The 16,738-nt window shown below is 62.1% G+C and carries 12 protein-coding genes; 5 read left to right on the forward strand and 7 right to left on the reverse strand.

All coding sequences use genetic code 11. The features are described from left to right. Window positions 1-7: 7 nt before the first annotated feature. From KPG71_RS16380 to KPG71_RS16390, 3 genes are all read right to left on the reverse strand, one after another. Window positions 8-1,993, reverse strand: coding sequence for a hydantoinase B/oxoprolinase family protein (locus KPG71_RS16380; protein WP_216339292.1), 1,986 nt, complete (start codon window positions 1,991-1,993; stop codon window positions 8-10). A 5-nt stretch (window positions 1,994-1,998) separates the two neighbouring features. Further along, window positions 1,999-4,080 carry a hydantoinase/oxoprolinase family protein gene (locus tag KPG71_RS16385; RefSeq protein ID WP_216339295.1) on the reverse strand — a complete coding sequence of 694 codons (2,082 nt, stop codon included), beginning with the start codon at window positions 4,078-4,080 and terminating at the stop codon, window positions 1,999-2,001. Between the two features lie 204 nt (window positions 4,081-4,284). After that, window positions 4,285-5,406, reverse strand: coding sequence for an FAD-binding oxidoreductase (locus KPG71_RS16390; protein ID WP_216339296.1), 1,122 nt, complete (start codon window positions 5,404-5,406; stop codon window positions 4,285-4,287). Between the two features lie 243 nt (window positions 5,407-5,649). On the opposite strand from KPG71_RS16390, the gene KPG71_RS16395 reads away from it, so the two are divergent. From KPG71_RS16395 to KPG71_RS16415, 5 genes are all read left to right on the forward strand, one after another. Next, on the forward strand, window positions 5,650-5,964 hold the full coding sequence (locus KPG71_RS16395; RefSeq protein ID WP_216339298.1) for a (2Fe-2S)-binding protein: 315 nt from the start codon (window positions 5,650-5,652) through the stop codon (window positions 5,962-5,964). Continuing rightward, window positions 5,949-7,328, forward strand: coding sequence for an NAD(P)/FAD-dependent oxidoreductase (locus tag KPG71_RS16400; RefSeq protein WP_216339300.1), 1,380 nt, complete (start codon window positions 5,949-5,951; stop codon window positions 7,326-7,328). Before KPG71_RS16395 ends, KPG71_RS16400 begins: the two co-directional genes overlap by 16 nt. Window positions 7,329-7,470: 142 nt before the next feature. Further along, entirely contained in the window at window positions 7,471-8,376 is a 906-nt protein-coding gene (locus KPG71_RS16405) for a LysR family transcriptional regulator (RefSeq protein WP_216339302.1), read from the forward strand. Window positions 8,377-8,617: 241 nt separating this feature from the next. Further along, on the forward strand, window positions 8,618-9,886 hold the full coding sequence (locus KPG71_RS16410) for an amidohydrolase family protein (protein WP_216339304.1): 1,269 nt from the start codon (window positions 8,618-8,620) through the stop codon (window positions 9,884-9,886). A gap of 23 nt (window positions 9,887-9,909) precedes the next feature. Then, window positions 9,910-10,905: a Gfo/Idh/MocA family protein gene (locus tag KPG71_RS16415; RefSeq protein WP_216339306.1), complete on the forward strand. Its 996-nt coding sequence runs from the start codon at window positions 9,910-9,912 to the stop codon at window positions 10,903-10,905. A 100-nt stretch (window positions 10,906-11,005) separates the two neighbouring features. On the opposite strand, the gene KPG71_RS16420 is transcribed toward KPG71_RS16415, so the two are convergent. The 4 genes from KPG71_RS16420 to KPG71_RS16435 all read right to left on the reverse strand — a co-directional run bounded on the left by KPG71_RS16420 (window position 11,006) and on the right by KPG71_RS16435 (window position 16,495). Beyond that, a complete protein-coding gene (locus KPG71_RS16420; protein WP_216339308.1) occupies window positions 11,006-12,484 on the reverse strand; it encodes an NAD-dependent succinate-semialdehyde dehydrogenase in 1,479 nt (492 codons plus the stop codon). A gap of 2 nt (window positions 12,485-12,486) precedes the next feature. Beyond that, window positions 12,487-13,533 carry a tartrate dehydrogenase gene (locus KPG71_RS16425; protein WP_216339309.1) on the reverse strand — a complete coding sequence of 349 codons (1,047 nt, stop codon included), beginning with the start codon at window positions 13,531-13,533 and terminating at the stop codon, window positions 12,487-12,489. Window positions 13,534-13,567: 34 nt separating this feature from the next. Next, complete coding sequence (locus KPG71_RS16430) at window positions 13,568-15,043, reverse strand: aldehyde dehydrogenase (RefSeq protein WP_253196317.1); 1,476 nt, start codon at window positions 15,041-15,043, stop codon at window positions 13,568-13,570. A gap of 126 nt (window positions 15,044-15,169) precedes the next feature. Further along, complete coding sequence (locus KPG71_RS16435) at window positions 15,170-16,495, reverse strand: FAD-binding oxidoreductase (RefSeq protein ID WP_216339311.1); 1,326 nt, start codon at window positions 16,493-16,495, stop codon at window positions 15,170-15,172. Window positions 16,496-16,738 lie beyond the last annotated feature (243 nt).

The following is a 16,738-nucleotide window of genomic DNA, read 5'->3' on the forward strand; positions in this document are numbered from 1 at the left end:
GCAGTTCCTATTCTGCCGCCTTGAGCGCTTTGTCCGGTCGAGGAACTTCGGGGAAGCGCGTGCAGACCGCGTCAAAGGCTTCTTGCACGCCCGCTGCACCCGAACGGCCATCCATCCGGCGGAAGATTTCGGTCTTGATGAAGAACCGCCAGTGAATGGGCAAGCTGTTGAGGATGCAATGCAACTGGTCATAGGCCTCAAGCGACCATTGCGCCTCATAGCCCGTCCGCTCGGGGCCATAATCGAAATGGCCGTCAACCGTGGCCCTGTCCGCCCTTCGGGCCTCGGTTGCGGCTTCGTCAATCTGGCCATCGCGCAGAACGACGCCATATTCCCGCTCAGCGGCGTCTGCGGAAACATACTGCCGTTCGACATCCTGCAACACGCGCCAGGGTTCGCGGTCATAGGGATGACCCCGGCCACCGCCACCCGCCGAACGGATTTCAAGAACATCGCCAGGCTGCAATACGGCGGTGTCGATATTGCCCAGGTGACGTTCGTCATCCGTACCCGGATTCACCACCATGTCCGAAAGCCCGGCGGCCTTGCCGCCCAGAACACCCCAGGGCCGAAAGAAACTCCGGTCCCGGTTGCGCGCCGTGATCCGGCTGTCGGGCGCAAAGACACGGAAGGCCATCTCTGTCGCCAGCCCGCCACGCCAGCGACCGGCCCCGCCGCTGTCCTGCGCCAGACCGTATCTGACAAACTCGACCGGAGTTTCCGTTTCGGTGATTTCGATCGGCGTATTCTTGAGATAGGCGGCATCCGCACCGGACCCGTTGGTACCGTCGCGATGCGGCATCCCACCCCCGCCGCCGACAACGGGGTTCACCGCCGCGATGACCGTACGTTTCGTCCGTTCATCGGTGGTCATGACATTGACAATACAGTTGTTCCCTGCCGGAGCCGCTGGCAAACGCTCGGGGACGGCCTGACTGAAGGCGCCGAAAATGACCGAGCGCAAGCGTGCGCAAGTCAGCGACCGCATCCCGACCGCCGCCGGATGCACGGGGTTCAGCACGCTGCCTTCTGGCGTGATGCAGGTGAATGGGCGCGTCATCCCGACATTCAGAAGAAGTTTGGGATTGAGCGTGTAGAGGATGTAATAGATTCCAACCAAAAGAACGGAATGACGCGGATCGCCCCCTGTGGGCACATTCAGCGACGACGCCAGTTGAGGGTCCGATCCGGTAAAATCGAGTATCGCTTCATCCCCCTTTACGGTCAGCTTCAGCCTGAGCCGCACGGGGTTTGCCTCGGTCGAATCCTCGTCCGCATAGTCGGAAAAGTCCCAAGCGCCATCCGGGATCGAGGCCAGCACGTCACGGGCCTGCGCTTCGGAGTGGTCAAGCAGCGCCTCGACCCCTTCAAGAAAGGCCTCCTTGCCGAATTTCTCGACCATGGCCAGAATCTTACGTTCACCGGTGATCAGCGCACCGACCAGTGCCTTGAGGTCCCCGACGTTCAGGTCGGGCTTCCGCACGTTGGTCGACATGATGCGCATGAGCTGCTCATCGAACACACCTTCGTTGACCAGTTTCATCGGCGGGAAGCGCAGCCCCTCCTGATGGATTTCCGTCAACGCGCGGCTGAGCGAGGCCGGGACCGCACCGCCCATATCGGTGTTGTGAATGTGCCCGCCGGTCCAGGCGATGATCTCGCCATCGTAGAAAACCGGACGCCACAGAACCGTGTCGGGAGTGTGCGTCGCCACATACGAGGAATAGGCATCGTTGGTAAAGCCGACATCGCCGGGCTTGGAATCCTCGATCATGTCGATGGCCCGGCCAAAGGTCAGTCCGGGATACCATGTCGCGCCAAGATCCATGGGCACCGCAAAGGTTTCCCCCTTGCTGTTCAACAACATGACGGTGAAATCCTCGGTTTCCTTCACAAAGGCCGAGTGTGCGGTTCGGTGCAGTGTGTGGGCCATGTTCTCGGCCGCGCCACGCGCATGGTTCGCCAGAACCTGAAGGTTCATCCGGTCAAACATCGGGTTTACTCCGCGAAAGTGAGGTGAAGATTGAGATGACGATCGACACTGGCCTGTGTCCCTGCCGGGATGGCAAAGGTCGTATCTTCCTGCGCGACGACGGCGGGCCCTTCGAAGGTCCCGCCGGGGGCAAGATCCCGACGCTGATAGAGACCGATGTCGCGAAGCCTGCCGCCGGTAAAGACCCCGACCTCGCGAAGCGGTGTCGCGGCTCCCGCGACTTCGGTCGCCTCTGGGAATTTCAGCGCGGGACCCGCACCGATGGCCGCAAGCCGCAGGTTGACGACCTCCACCAGACCCTCGGGATCGTGGAAATCATAGATGCGGTCATGGGTGTCGTGGAACGCCTGGGCAATCGCCGTCAGGTTCTTTTCGGCCAGCCAGGCGACGTTCAGCGCCACTTCGATTTCATAGCTCTGCCCGGCATAGCGCATATCCGCGGTAACGCGCAGTTCTGCGGGTCCATCATGCCCCTGCGAGACCAGCCAGTCGCGGCCCTCCCTTGCCAGATCGTCATAGGCCGCACCAAGCGCCGGAAGGGTCGCCGGTTCCAGCGGCTCAAAGACCGTCCGGATGAAATCGCCTCGCAAGTCAGCCACAAGCCCACCCAAAGCGGAAACTACGCCCGGACGGCGCGGCGCCACGACTCGCGCCATGCCCAGTTCCTTGGCCAGGAAAGCACCCAGCATCGGGCCGCCACCACCAAAGGGCATCAGCGTGAAGTCACGCAGATCCACACCCGCGCGGGAAGAAAGTTTTTCGACCTCGACAAACATCTCGGAAATGGCAACATCCAGAATGGCCTGCGCGGTTTCCTCGGTGGACCGGCCCAGCCTGGTCGCAAGTTTCGAGATAGCCGCGCGGGCGAGATCGACCTCCATTTGCAATTGGCCATAGGCCATCTGACTGTGGCCCAACCAGCCACAGACGGCCATCGCGTCAGTAACCGTCGCGTCCGCACCACCCCGGCCATAGCAGGCAGGACCAGGGGTCGAACCCGCCGATTCCGGGCCCACCCGCAAAACGCCCTGTGCATCGACGCTGGCGGTCGATCCGCCACCTATGCCGATCGAACTGACAGAAACCGACGGAATATAAAGCGGGAATTCCCCGATCAGTTCGCCGGTTCCGAATTGCGCCTCACCGTCGATGATAAGCGCAAAATCCGCCGATGTGCCGCCAATATCCAGGGTCAGGATCTTCTGTTCACCTGCCTGACGCGCCAGCCATGCCGCACCGATCACACCCGAAGCGGTGCCCGACAAAAGCATGTTCACGCAAGACCGCTTGCCTTCGGCGGCATTCATCAACCCGCCATTCGATTTGGTCAGCATGGGCCGGGCGGGAACCTTGTGATTGGCCAGCCGGGATTCGAGGGCCGTCAGGTAACCGGCCACCCGAGGATGCACATACCCGTTCATGATGGTGGTCGAGCTACGCTCGTATTCGCGGATTACCGGCCAGACCTCGGCCGAGGTGAAGGTGAACAGTTCAGGTGCAAGCCTTGCGATCTCGGCCTTTACGGCAGCCTCTTGCCGCGCATCGCGCCAGGCATGAAGGAAAGAGATGATGATCCCCTCGGCGCCTTTCGCCTTGGCGGTCTCGACCGCCGCCGCGACGGCGGCCATGTCGGGGGCCCGCGTTTCGGTTCCATCCGAACGCAAGCGCGCCGGAATGCCATAGATCATATCGCGCGTGATCAGAGGATCGGGGCGCGCACAGAACAGCGAATACATTTCCGGCATCCGCAGGCGGGCCATTTCGACGACATCTTCGAAACCCGCATTGGTGAACAGGGCAAGAGAGGCCCCCTTGCGCTGAATGATGGTATTGATCCCGACCGTAGTCCCATGCACGAAACGGTTGACCGCCTCGGGCTCCAGCCCCTCGCGTTCGGCCAGCAGGGTCAGCCCCGTCATCAGTTCGGCCCCAGGATCGTCCGGTGTCGTCAGCACCTTGAGCGACGCCACCCGGCCCGAATTGGCCTCGAGCGCGCAAAAGTCCATGAAGGTTCCGCCAATATCGACGCCGATTTTCCAATCGGCGTGCTGTTTCGCATTCGCGTCGGGGGTGATTGCACCGTCCATCGCCTGTCCTTTCCTGTCTGTTGTGGGAAAAATCGCACGAAGGCACGGGCAAGGTCCAAGACACAGAAAGAGCAGGTGCATAACCTTGGCTTATGGACCTTGCCGACTTGCCATTTGGGAATGGGGCGGCCACAGGTGAGGCCCGCAACCACGTAGAACGGGCCAACGCCCTCTACCTCGGATAGCCTTTCCCGTTTACGTCCGTTACTGCGCCGCTTGCTCCTGAAAACGAGAGACCGAGAAGTCACCGATTGGTGTCGTGCTGTCGCCCGTCGCGATCAGTTCGGCCATCACGTCCCCGACACCCGGCCCCAACTGGAACCCGTGGCCACAGAAGCCGAATGCATAATAGAGTCCCGGCACCTTGCCGCTTGGGCCCATCACCGGCAGCATGTCTTCCAGATACCCTTCCGGCCCCGACCACGTCCGGATGATCTGCACATTGGCCAATGCCGGGCACAGCCGGACAAGATGGGGCAGTTGCACCGCAAGCGCCCGTGGGTCGGCTTTCGCAAAACCGGTCTCCCAGGGCACGTCAACCCGACGCCCGCCCCCGAACACGATATTGCCGCGCTCCACCTGACGGAAATAAACCCCGGCACCCGGATTGCGCTCCCACACCCCGACAACAGGATGCACCCGGTGCGGCAGCGGTTCTGTCACCGCCATCTGCGGCCCGTTCAGGCGTATCGGCACAGGTTCTCCGAACTCCGCCGACATACGCGCGCCCCACGCCCCGGCGGCAATCAGCAACTGACCCGCCTCGAACCGCCCCTTTGTCGTTTCGACCGCAAAGCCATCGGACCCGCGCAGGATATTCTGAACTTCCGCCTCTTCGACGATCTGCGCGCCCGCAGCGGCTGCGGCACGCGCAAAGGCTGGTGATATCAGTCGCGGATTGGCCGAACCGTCCTCTGGCGAAAAAGAGGCGCCTATCGCTTCTGGCCCAAGCCCCGGAAAACGGCGGCGGATGTCGGCTGGCTCAAGCACCTCCAGCTCAAGCCCCCAGGGAAGCGCCGCCTTGGCAAAGGCCTGCATGTCCTCAAACCCGCCCTGATCGTGGATCAGTCGCAGGTGGCCCGTCGCGCGAAACTCGACATCTTCGCCCAGCAGTTGCCGTATCTCCCCCCAAAGAGCCCGCGAGCGATGTGCCAGTGGTAACTGTGGAAGATACCGGCCTTGCCGGCGGATGTTTCCGAAACTTGCGACCGTGGCTCCCTGACCGACGAAACGGCGCTCCAACAAAGTCACACGATAGCCCCGGCGGCTCAGGAAAAACGCCGCCGACGTGCCCATCAGTCCGCCCCCAACAATAATGATGTCCATCGACGCCTCCTGCAAATCACGACAAAACTTTCATGGCGGCACGCCCTCGTCCAATATCGCTTGTTATGTAAGCCATAAGCCTTGGCTGTAGACGCGCACGGGAAGACAAGCGCATTCTTGCCGGGTCGCCGGAACCATTTGCCAGTCCATAGCCAAGGCTTATGGATATACCCACAGTTTGACTTGGCCTCTCACAAGGATAGCATGTCAGGTTTCCAGCAATCGCAGCAACAGGGCATCGGCATGAGCGCTCCAACAGGATTTCGTCGTCTGGTTCCCGGCAATCGCCGGACCATCCGGTTTTCCATCGACGGGAAGCCGGTTCAGGCACTGGCCGGCGACAGCGTACTGACTGCACTGCGGATCAACGCGGCCCCCGCGCGCACCAGCGAATTCGGCGACGGACCCCGCGCTGGCTTTTGTCTGATGGGCGCTTGTCAGGATTGCTGGGTCACACTGAAAGACGGGCGCCGGCTGCGCGCCTGCGAAACCCCCGTCGAGGACGGAATGAACATTATCACTGCACTTCCGAGCGAGACACAATGGCCCGGCGCATAATTATCGTAGGAGCCGGACCCGCCGGCATCCGTGCCGCAGAAACGCTGGTACAGGCTGGCCTGCGGCCCATCGTCATCGACCGCGAATTCAAATCGGGCGGTCAGATCTACCGGCGTCCGGCTGAAGGGCTCGACCGCCCGGCGGAACAGCTTTATGGCGGCGATGCGCCCAAGGCCCGCGCCCTGCACGCGACATTTGACGCACTTGTCTCAAGCATCGACTACCGTCCGAGGACCGATGTCTTTGGCATCACCGACAACCTTTTGCACCTGCACGATGGCGAGCGTCTGTATGACCTGCCTTTCGACGACCTGATCCTTGCCACCGGCGCGACCGACCGCATCGCCCCGATACCCGGCTGGACCCAACCCGGCGTACATACGCTTGGCGGGGCGCAGATCGCGCTCAAGGCGCAGGGGTGCGCCATCGGGCACCGCGTCGCCTTTGTCGGAAGCGGGCCATTGCTGACGCTTGTCGCCGCACAATATGCCGCCGCTGGCGCCGAGGTCGCGGCTGTACTCGACACGTCGTCATTTGCAGACCTGATGCGTGCAGCCCCCCTGATGGCCGCACGTCCGGGGTTGCTGCTACGTGGGCTGAAGTTGCGCGCAAGCCTGCGACGCCATGGCATTCCCTACGTGACCGGCGTCCGGGATATCCACATCGAAGGCAACGGAAAGCACGTCACCGGACTGCGCTGGACAGTCAAGGGCAAGGCCAGAAACCTGGACTGCGACGGTGTCGGCATGGGCTGGCATCTGCGTTCGGAAACGCAACTGGCACAACTGGCCGACTGTGCCTTTGGCTGGGACCCGGTTGGCCGACAAAGCGCCCCCGACATCGACGACATGGGACGTTCGAGCCGCCCCCATGTCTATCTTGCCGGGGACAGCACCCGCATTCTGGGCGCGGACGGGGCGGAAACCGCCGGGCGTCTGGCCGCTGCCGCCTGCCTTGAGGATATGAAAAGGTCCGCGCCCTTCCCTGTTGCGCCCCTGCTTCGCCGGATGCAACGGATGCGCCGCTTCGCACTGGGCATCGCCACCGCCTTCCCCTACCCCGATGACATCTGCACCGACCTGCCCGATGACGCCCTTCTTTGCCGGTGCGAAGCCATCACTGCCGGGGACTACCGCGCCACAATCACCAAAGCCCGCGCAATCGAGCCGAACCGGGCCAAGTCTCTGTCACGTGTGGGTATGGGGCGTTGTCAGGGGCGCTATTGCGGCGCCGCAGCGGCCCGGATTCTTGCCGAAAATGGCGGACTCCCTCTTGAACAGCAGCCTGGACTGCGGCCCCAGGCCCCCGTACGGCCCATGCCGATGGGGCTCTTGCGCGAGAACGGCGAAGAGACCGCAGGGTAATCAGATCAGCGCCTGCCGGGCAGGTTTTCAAGCGTCGGATTTGTGTGTCTCTTACTTCGTGGATAGAATCATCCGTACCAGTTGCCAACAACCTTTGGTTATGGAATAGATTTCAATATCAAGCCGTCAGAGCGACCGCCCAATGAATGCACGCCAACTTGAAATCTTCCGCGCCATCATGCGCGACGGATCGGTCACTGCCGCCGCGAATTCACTGGCAGTGTCCCAACCAGCGGTCAGCAAGGTGTTGCACCACTTTGAAAGCCAGTTGGGCTATCAACTGTTTGAACGGATCAGCGGCCGTCTGGTTCCAACCATGGAAGCGCATCTGCTGTATGACGATGCCGACAGGGTCTTTCGCGAGATCGAGGCGCTCAAGAACCTTGCCCGCACCATCGCAGAGCGCAAGGTTGGTCTGCTGCGGATCGGGGCAAGCGCACCCGTGACCTATTCTCTTCTGGCAGGTGCGCTGCTGAAGTTCCGCGCCGAACATCCGCAGGTCAAGGTTCATCTCCACACCCTGCCCAAGGCGGACGTCGAAGAACAGCTTCTGATTGGCGAGATCGACTTTGCTCTCACCCTTTCGACGATTCAGGCCCCGACCGTACGAAGCGAGATTTTGGCGCCGGTCCCGATGATGGCCGTGATGCGCCACGACGATCCCTTGGCGGACAAGACCGAGATCACACCGCATGATCTGGCGGATCGTCCACTCATTTCCTACGGCTCGACCACCGCCGATATCGGCCCGGAGCTGGACAATGTTTTTGAGCAGTCCGGCGTGAAAAGGGATGTTTCGATTCAGCTTTCCTCGTCGCTTGGGGCCATCCCGCTGGTTTCTGGTGGGCTAGGCGTCGCGCTGGTGGACGGGCTGGTGAAATGGGGAAATTTCGAGGGCCTCGTGGCGCGCCCCTTCTCGCCCACGGTGCTCATGGACATCTCGATTTCGACAAACAGCGCGCGACCAGTGACACGGTTTTTCCGGCCATTCCTGAAGTCGATCAAGGACCTCCTGAACGATGAGGAAACCGCGCAGGTTCAGCCCTAGAACACGCCAGATGCCGAATAACATGTCAGGTGCTGGCGGCGAACATCGGTTAATCCGGCTGCCGATACAGACCATTGTCCTTGTTGTCTGACACGGCTTGGACAGTTCCAACAATTGTGCGCCCATAACCTTCGCTTATTGCCTTTGATCCAAATGGTCTTGGGCCTTTGTCCTGCGAAGTGGTCACATAGCGCCGAACAGCCCGACAGCCGGAAAACCCCAGGAGACAAGACCTGACACCATGAAAACATTCATCACCGCTGACCAATTGATCGATGGAACCGGGGCCGCGCCGCTTTGCAATCCCATTCTGGAACTGGAAGGGGGACGCATTCTTGCGGTGCATGACGGAAGCGCTGGCCTGCCCGATTCTGAAGCCGGTGAGTTGCTTGAGTACCCGGGCGCGACCATCCTGCCCGGCCTGATCGATACGCATGTGCATCTCAACCTTCCGGGCACCGGACCCACGCTGGAAGAAGCGATGCGCGAAGGCACCGAAGTCATGACCGCCACTGCAATGGGCAGTGCCGCACAGGCGCTTGGGGCGGGGATCACGACGGTCCGCGATCTGGGAGCTTTCGGAACCACCAGTTTTGCAGCGCGCCGCGCGCTTGAACTTGGCTATGGAAAGGGGGCAAGGGTCATTGCCTGTGGTGCGCCGATCACCATCACCGGGGGCCATTGCTGGCAGATGGGTGGCACCGCTGACGGGATCGAAGGGTCGCGCCGGAAGGTGCGCGAGCTTTGCCGCGATGGCGCCGATTTCATCAAGGTCATGGGATCTGGCGGCGGCACCGTCGGCACCCGCTCTTGGAAGCCGTCGTTCACCCGTGACGAAATGAACGCCATCGTCGATGAGGCGCATCGCAACGAACGCCGCGTGACCGTGCATTGCCTGTGTGGCGAGTCGATCTCAAACGCGGTTGCCGCCGGGGCCGACCAGATCGAACATGCGAATTTCCTGGTAGATGCCAGCGGGCGGCAAGAATACGATCCAGCTGTGGTCGACCAGATCGCCCGCGCAGGCATCCCGGTGACGACCACGCTGGTGGTCTATGTCGCCTCGGTTTTCCATTACCGCAGCAAGGAACGGCTGACACCGGTCGAACAGGCAATGGTAGACAAATGGTGCCGCCGCGCCGAAGAGACACTTGACTATCTTGACCGGATGACACGCGCCGGGGTGCGCTTTGTCGCGGGCACCGATGCTGGCTGGCGGTTTACGCCTTTCGATGCGCTGATGCTCGAATTGGAAATCATGAACAAGGGCGGCTACGCCACGCTGGACGCGATCACGGCGGCGACCGGCGATGCAGCCGATGTGATCGGAGCGGAAGACATAGGGAAATTGCGCCCCGGTCGCCGCGCCGATGTTCTGGTCGTCGATGGCGATCCGCTGGCGGACCTTGACTGTCTGCGTGATCCGCTTCTTATCCTTCAGGATGGTGCGCGGCAGCATATCACGGGGCGCGCCAACCTCACCCCGACGGCGCAGGCCGGACCGCTTTGAACATCACTCCGGGAAGGAACGAGATGACCAACACACCGCTTTCCGTCGCCATTGTGGGCATGGGTAAATGGGGGCAGACGCTTGTGAACTCGGTTCAGGGCCGCAGCGAAAAGATCCGTTTCGTCGCTGGCGCCACCCGAACTCCGTCAAGGGTTGCCGGGTTCGCCGCGCGACAGGGGATCGAAATGCTACCCGATCTCGATGCCGTGCTTGCCCGTGACGACATTCAGGGCATCGTCCTTGCCACCCCTCACAGCCAGCACCGCGCCCAGATCGAAGTGGCTGCTGCCGCAGGCAAGCATGTATTCTGCGAAAAGCCCCTGACCCTGACCGCCACAGACGCCAAAGCGGCCTTTGCCGCCGCCCGGCAGGCAGGCGTGACCCTGGCCATCGGCCACAACCGCCGCTTCCTGCCCGCCTACGCCAAGCTGAGCCAGCTTGTTCGGGAAGAGATCGGCGAGCTGAGGCAGGTCATCGGCAATTTCTCCTCCGGCCAGTGGGGTTACAGCGCCGAAAACTGGCGCGTCGATCCCGCCGAAAGCCCCGCCGGAGGCATGACCGGCCTTGGTATCCATACGGTCGATGCGCTGATCGGGCTGGGCCTGAAACCAGCGGAAGTCACCGTCGCGAACCGGCGCCGCGCGGCGCAAGGTTTGGCCGATACCGTCACTGCACTGATCGAGAATAGCGACGGAACGCTTGCCATCCTGACAACCGTCGCCGGGCCCGGCCGATTCTGGCGGATCGAGGTCTTCGGCTCTGACGGATGGGCATCGATGAACGGGGAACACAGCGTGTCATTGGGACGCCCCGGTGAGCCTGAACAGGTCTGGAATTTCGCCTGGAGCGACATGGAGCGCGCCGAACTGGAAGCCTTTGCAGATGCCGTAACGGGCGAAGCCCCCTACCCGATCACCGCCGAGCAGGGCGTCCGCGGAATTCACCTGTTCGAGGCCATCTGCGCTGCTGCCGAGGCCGCACCGGGCGGGCGCGCCAGCCGCACGGTTTCGCAGGGATAACCAGCCTCATTCCAGCAGGTGCACGAAAACGCCCGGCCATTTCGGACCGGGCGTCTTGTTACCTGTGCAGGCGCCCGAACGAACGCCGTTCAGTGGCCTCTTAGGCGTCCAGACCACCAAAATGAAAGGCCTTGGTTTCGAGATACTCTTCGATCCCTTCCTGCGCGCCTTCCCGCCCGAGGCCCGAGGCTTTCACACCCCCGAAAGGCGCCTCCGCATGGCTGACCACCCCGGTGTTCAACCCCACCAGACCCACTTCAAGCGCCTCCCCGAACCGGAAAGCCCGCGCCATATCCGTGGTGTAGAAATAAGCTGCCAGTCCAAAGGGCGTTCCGTTGGCGATGGCCAGCGCCTCGTCTTCGGTCTCGAACCTGAAGATCGGCGCGACCGGCCCGAAGGTTTCCTCGCTCGCCAATTGCATCTGTGTCGTGACCCCGGTCAGCACCATTGGATCGGCGAACTGCGCCGCCAGATCACGCTTGGCTGTGGCCCGCTGCGCGCCCTTGGACAAGGCATCCTCGACATGGGTGTCGATCTTGCGAATTGCAGCCGAATTGATCATCGGACCGATCTGCGTGCCTTCACCCATCCCCGAACCGACCTTCAGCGCATCGACGCGTTTGGCAATAGCCGCGACAAAGGCATCGTGAATCCCCGATTGCACAAGGATGCGGTTCGCACAAACGCAAGTCTGTCCACCGTTACGGAACTTGGAGGCCATCGCCCCTTCGACCGCCGCATCCAGATCGGCATCGTCGAAAACGATGAACGGGGCATTGTCCCCCAGTTCCAGCGACATTTTCTTGAGCGTGGGAGCGCATTGTTCCGCCAGCAGCGCCCCGACCCGTGTCGAGCCGGTAAAGGACAGTTTACGTACGACAGGTGACGCGGTCAGCGTTGCACCTATGGCCTCGGGCCGTCCGGTCAGAATGTTCAGGACACCCGCGGGAATACCCGCCCGTTCGCCCAACACGCCCAGGGCCAGCGCCGAATAGGGTGTGAAATCGGAAGGCTTGATAACCATTGTGCAACCTGCGGCCAGTCCCGGCGCGACTTTGCGGGTGATCATCGCGTTCGGGAAATTCCAGGGCGTGATGATGGCACAGACGCCGACGGGTTCTTTCATGGCGAAGATCTTTTTGCCCGCCACCGGCGATGGGATGATATGGCCATTGATCCGCCGGGCCTCTTCCGCGAACCAGCGCACAAAGGACGCACCATAGAGGATTTCGCCCTTCGCCTCGGCCAGGGGCTTCCCTTGTTCGGCGGTCAGGATCATCGCCAGATCATCGGCATGCTCCAGCATAAGCTGATACCAACGCATGAGGATATCCGCGCGCTCCGCATGGGTACGCTTGCGCCACCCGATCATGGCAACCTCTGCCGCGGCGATGGCAGCCGTGGTTTCCTCGGCAGTACAATCGGGCATGTGCCCGATGGGGCTGTCAGTGGCGGGGTTCAGCACCGGCATGTCCGCTCGGGTCAGCCAGTCACCATCAATCAGGGCCGCTTCGCGAAAAAGATCCGGATCGGCCAGGAGGTCACGCAGTTTGGTGGTCGGGGTATCGTGGATTGTCATGCTCACGCCTCCAGTGCAGTACAAATGGCTTTGGTGATTTCGTCGGTCGAATTCTGTCCGGGGCGCGTTCCGATCCCTTTCGAGGTCGCCTTTTCGACAGCACCCAGAATGGCTGCGGCAGCCTCGCCCTCGCCCAGATGGTCAAGCATCTGCGACCCGGACCAGATCGCGGCAATCGGGTTGGCGATATTCTGCCCCGCGATATCGGGGGCCGAGCCATGCACCGGCTCGAACATCGACGGAACAGAGCGATCAGGACAGATATTGGCCGAGGCCGCAAAACCCAGCCCCCCCTGAATGGCTGCGCCAAGATCCGTCAGGATGTCACCAAACAGGTTCGACGCAACGACCACGTCCAGATCCTGCGGCGCCATCACCATCTTGGCCGCCATAGCGTCGATATGCATGTGGCTGACCGTCACTTCAGGATATTCGGCAGCCAGTTCGCGCGTTACCTCGTCCCAGAATACCATCGAGTATTTCTGAGCATTGGATTTCGTCACCGACGTCAGATGGCCGCGTCGCGCCTTGGCCTGCTCGAAGCCGAACCGCAGGATGCGTTCCACCCCGGTCCGGGTGAACACCGAGGTTTCGACCGCGACTTCGTTGTCCTTGCCCTGATGCACACGGCCACCGGCCCCGGAATATTCGCCTTCGGTGTTTTCGCGGATGCAGAGGATATCGAATGCCGATGCCTTCAGCGGCCCTTCGACACCGGGCAACAGGCGGTGCGGCCTGATGTTCGCATATTGATCGAACGCCTTGCGGATCGGCAGCAACAGCCCATGCAACGACACCGCGTCCGGCACGGTTTCCGGCCAGCCCACGGCACCCAGAAAGATCGCATCGAAGCCACGCAGCGTTTCGATGCCGTCTTCGGGCATCATCGCGCCGGTCTTCAGGTAATAGTCGCAGGACCAGGGAAAACTCTCGGTCTCCAGTGCAAAACCATAGCGGCGGGCGGCGACGTTCAGGACGGCCATTGCCGCATCCGTCACGTCAACGCCGATCCCGTCACCGGGAATGAGGGCAAGTTTGTAGGTGGTCATGTCGTTCTCCTTGGAAAGGCGCTGTCGGGACGGTTCACAGGTCGATAAGAACCGATTTGGGGCGACGGTTCGCGCGGTAGGCCTCTCGGCCCAGATCCGAGCCGAGACCGCTGGATTTCCAGCCGGTCGTCGGCAGGATGTGATCGCGCGACCTCCCGTATCTGTTAACCCAGACGGTTCCCGCCTCGAGCCTGCGGGTCAGGCGCATCGTGCGGCTTAGATCACGCGTGAACAACCCCGCGCAAAGCCCATAGGTCGGGTGATTGGCAAGTGTCATCGCCTCTTCTTCGGTGGCAAAGGTCTGGAAGGTCGCGACCGGCCCGAAGATTTCCTCGCGGACTGCCGGGCTGTCTGCGGTGACACCCGTGATCAGGGTCGGCTGATAAAAGCTGCCCTCCCGGTCAAACCGGCATCCGCCACAGACCAGTTCAGCACCCTGCCCCACTGCCGCCTGCACGATGCCGTCGATACGGGCAAGCTGTGTCTCGGAGATGATCGGCGAAAACCCGGCTTCCGCGGCAAGCGTATGGGCCGGGCGATAACGGGCAAAGCGTTCGGTCAGCCTCGCGGCCAGATCCCCGGCGATTTCCTCGGCCACGATCATGCGCGATCCCGAAACACAACCCTGCCCCGCATTCGCCATGATCCCGCGATCAAGGCAATCGGCGGCCAGATCCAGATCCGCATCGGCAAATACCAGCATCGGGCTTTTCCCGCCCAGTTCCAGAGTCATCGGCTTGATGCCCGTGCGCGCGATGTTTTCCATGATGGCGCTGCCGGCGCGGGTCGATCCGGTAAAGGACACCTTGTCGATGCCCGGATGTCCGGTGATGGCCACGCCCGTGGTTTGGCCGTCGCCCAGGACGATGTTCAGGATACCGTCGGGAATACCCGCCCGCACGGCCAGTTCCGCCATGTAGAGCGTCGAATAGGGGGTCATTTCAGATGGTTTCAGCACCACGGCATTGCCCGCGGCCAGCGCCGGACCCAGCTTCCAGCCGGCCATGGAAATCGGAACATTCCAGGGCGTGATCGCGCCGATCACCCCATAGGGTTCTTCGGCCACGTACCCGAAGTGATCGTCGGACACGGGCACCAGCGCCCCGCCCTCCTTGTCCGCGAATTCCGCGAAGAAACGGATCTGTTCGGCGGTCACGGCCAGATCGCCCGTCAGGACCTGCGTGAACGGGCGCGAGGAACAGATCGCCTCGAGACCGGCCAGCGTTTGCGCCTCGGCTTCCATCAGGTCGGCCCAGGCACAAAGCAGGTTGCGCCGCTCGCGCGGTCGCAGCGTTGCCCAACCCGACCGTGCAAGCGCCTCACGCGCTGTCCGAACCGCAAGATCGACGACATCGGCACTGGCACAGGGAATGGAGCCAAGCACCTCGCCCGTAGATGGAGACCGGATTTCGATCTCCTTCGGCCCATCGATGTAGGCACCACCAATGAAATGCGCGTCTGGAAGTTTGAGACCGGCAGGATCGCAAGCAAAGGACATATGGAACCTCATCGTGAAAGTGTGCGTTCAAATTCCTGCACACCGGACGAAAAGAGGTGCCGAAGAGCGGACGCGCACAGCATCATCCGTTTCAGACGGCGGCTGGACAGCAGATTATTCGGCCCCTCGCGCCCTGCCTCAGAACTTCGAGACCTTGCCCCACTGCGATTGCTCGAAACGGTTCAGCTTGTACTGCGCCGTATCGGTGATTGGCGTACGACCGGTCACGAGATCCGCGACCAGATGCCCGACCCCCGGGCCGATCCCGAACCCGTGCCCCGACAACCCGGCAGCCAGTGTCAGACCCGGAATTCCGATATCCGCGTCGATCACCGGAACGCCGTCCGGCGTACTGTCGATATAGCCTGCCCAACTGGCCTGCATCGGAATATCGCGTAGCGCGGGCAGCAGCTTGCGACCACGGCGCAATGTTTCGTCCACATGCGCCTTGGATGGCCGGGGATCGAGGATACGCACCCGCTCCATCGGGGTTTCCCGGTCCAGCGCCCAGATGGCCCGTGTCTCGAAACCCGCGTTCCAAGCCTGCAACCCGCCCGGGGAAAGCGCCTTCCAGCGTTTCGCGAACATCGGCAGAAAGTGTTTCGCGCCACGAAACATGCCCGGCGTCGGGTCCAGATGGCTGCGCCCGGACACGGCGACGGTATAACCTCCGTCGAACCGGCGCGTGACCGAGGCCGCTGCCGTATGAACCGCATCGGGCAGCCCTTGCGCGCCCGGCTTCAGCGACAGAATGGAACTCCGCACCGAAGCCTGCGGAAAGAAGATGCCGGATTGATGCAGGAAACTGCCCGCCCATGCCCCGCCAGACAGAACGACACGGGGCGTCCTGATCACGCCGCGTTCGGTTATGACAGCAGATACCGCGCCAGCCGACGTTTCGATGCCACGCGCCGCACAGTCCTGAAGAACGACGGCGCCATGCCGCCTTGCACCCTGTGCAATCAACGGTGCGGCACGCGATGGGTCCGCCGTTCCGTCAGTCGGCGACCAGACCCCCCCGGCCCATGTCTTGCCGGTGGCCGCACCCCGTTCGGTCGCTTCGGCGCTGCTCAGCATACGTGTATCCACACCCTCGCCCCGCGCGAAACGCCCCCAACTGGCCCAACCTTCGATTTCGGCGGCATCATCGGACAGGTACAGCAAACCGCAGCGCCGGAAGCCAAGGTCAGCCCCGATATCGCTGGTCATTTCCTCCCAAAGGGCCAGGCTGCGGGTCGACAGGGGCAGTTCGCGGGCATCGCGGTTTTGCTGGCGGCACCACCCCCAGTTGCGGCTCGATTGTTCGGCGCCCACACGCCCTTTTTCCAGCAGAACGACATTCATGCCCGAGCGCGCCAGCCAGTAGGCAGAGCTGACGCCGACGATCCCGGCACCGATCACGACGCAATCCGCGTTTTGTGGAAGTTCACTGTCCGTATCGATCTGCATCAAGGGGGCTGACATGGCTATCTCCGATAGTTTCCCGCAACCTAGGCGACATCCTCCAGCCACTTGTGCCAGATGCTGCAGACGAAACGGCATTTTATGTTGAATGTAGTTGACTAAAAAGGGCGGCTGGCTGTTGATTTCCGCTGAGAAGTGACCCGGTAGCTCACCAAATTTCCACTGAGAATTGACCCATGTGAACACGTTGCCCTGACGGATTCGGTCGGGGAGATATGGAGTGATCGACATGGGATTTTTGAG

It is taken from the genome of Roseovarius sp. PS-C2, from assembly GCF_018862045.1.
Classification (GTDB): Bacteria; Pseudomonadota; Alphaproteobacteria; order Rhodobacterales; family Rhodobacteraceae; genus Roseovarius.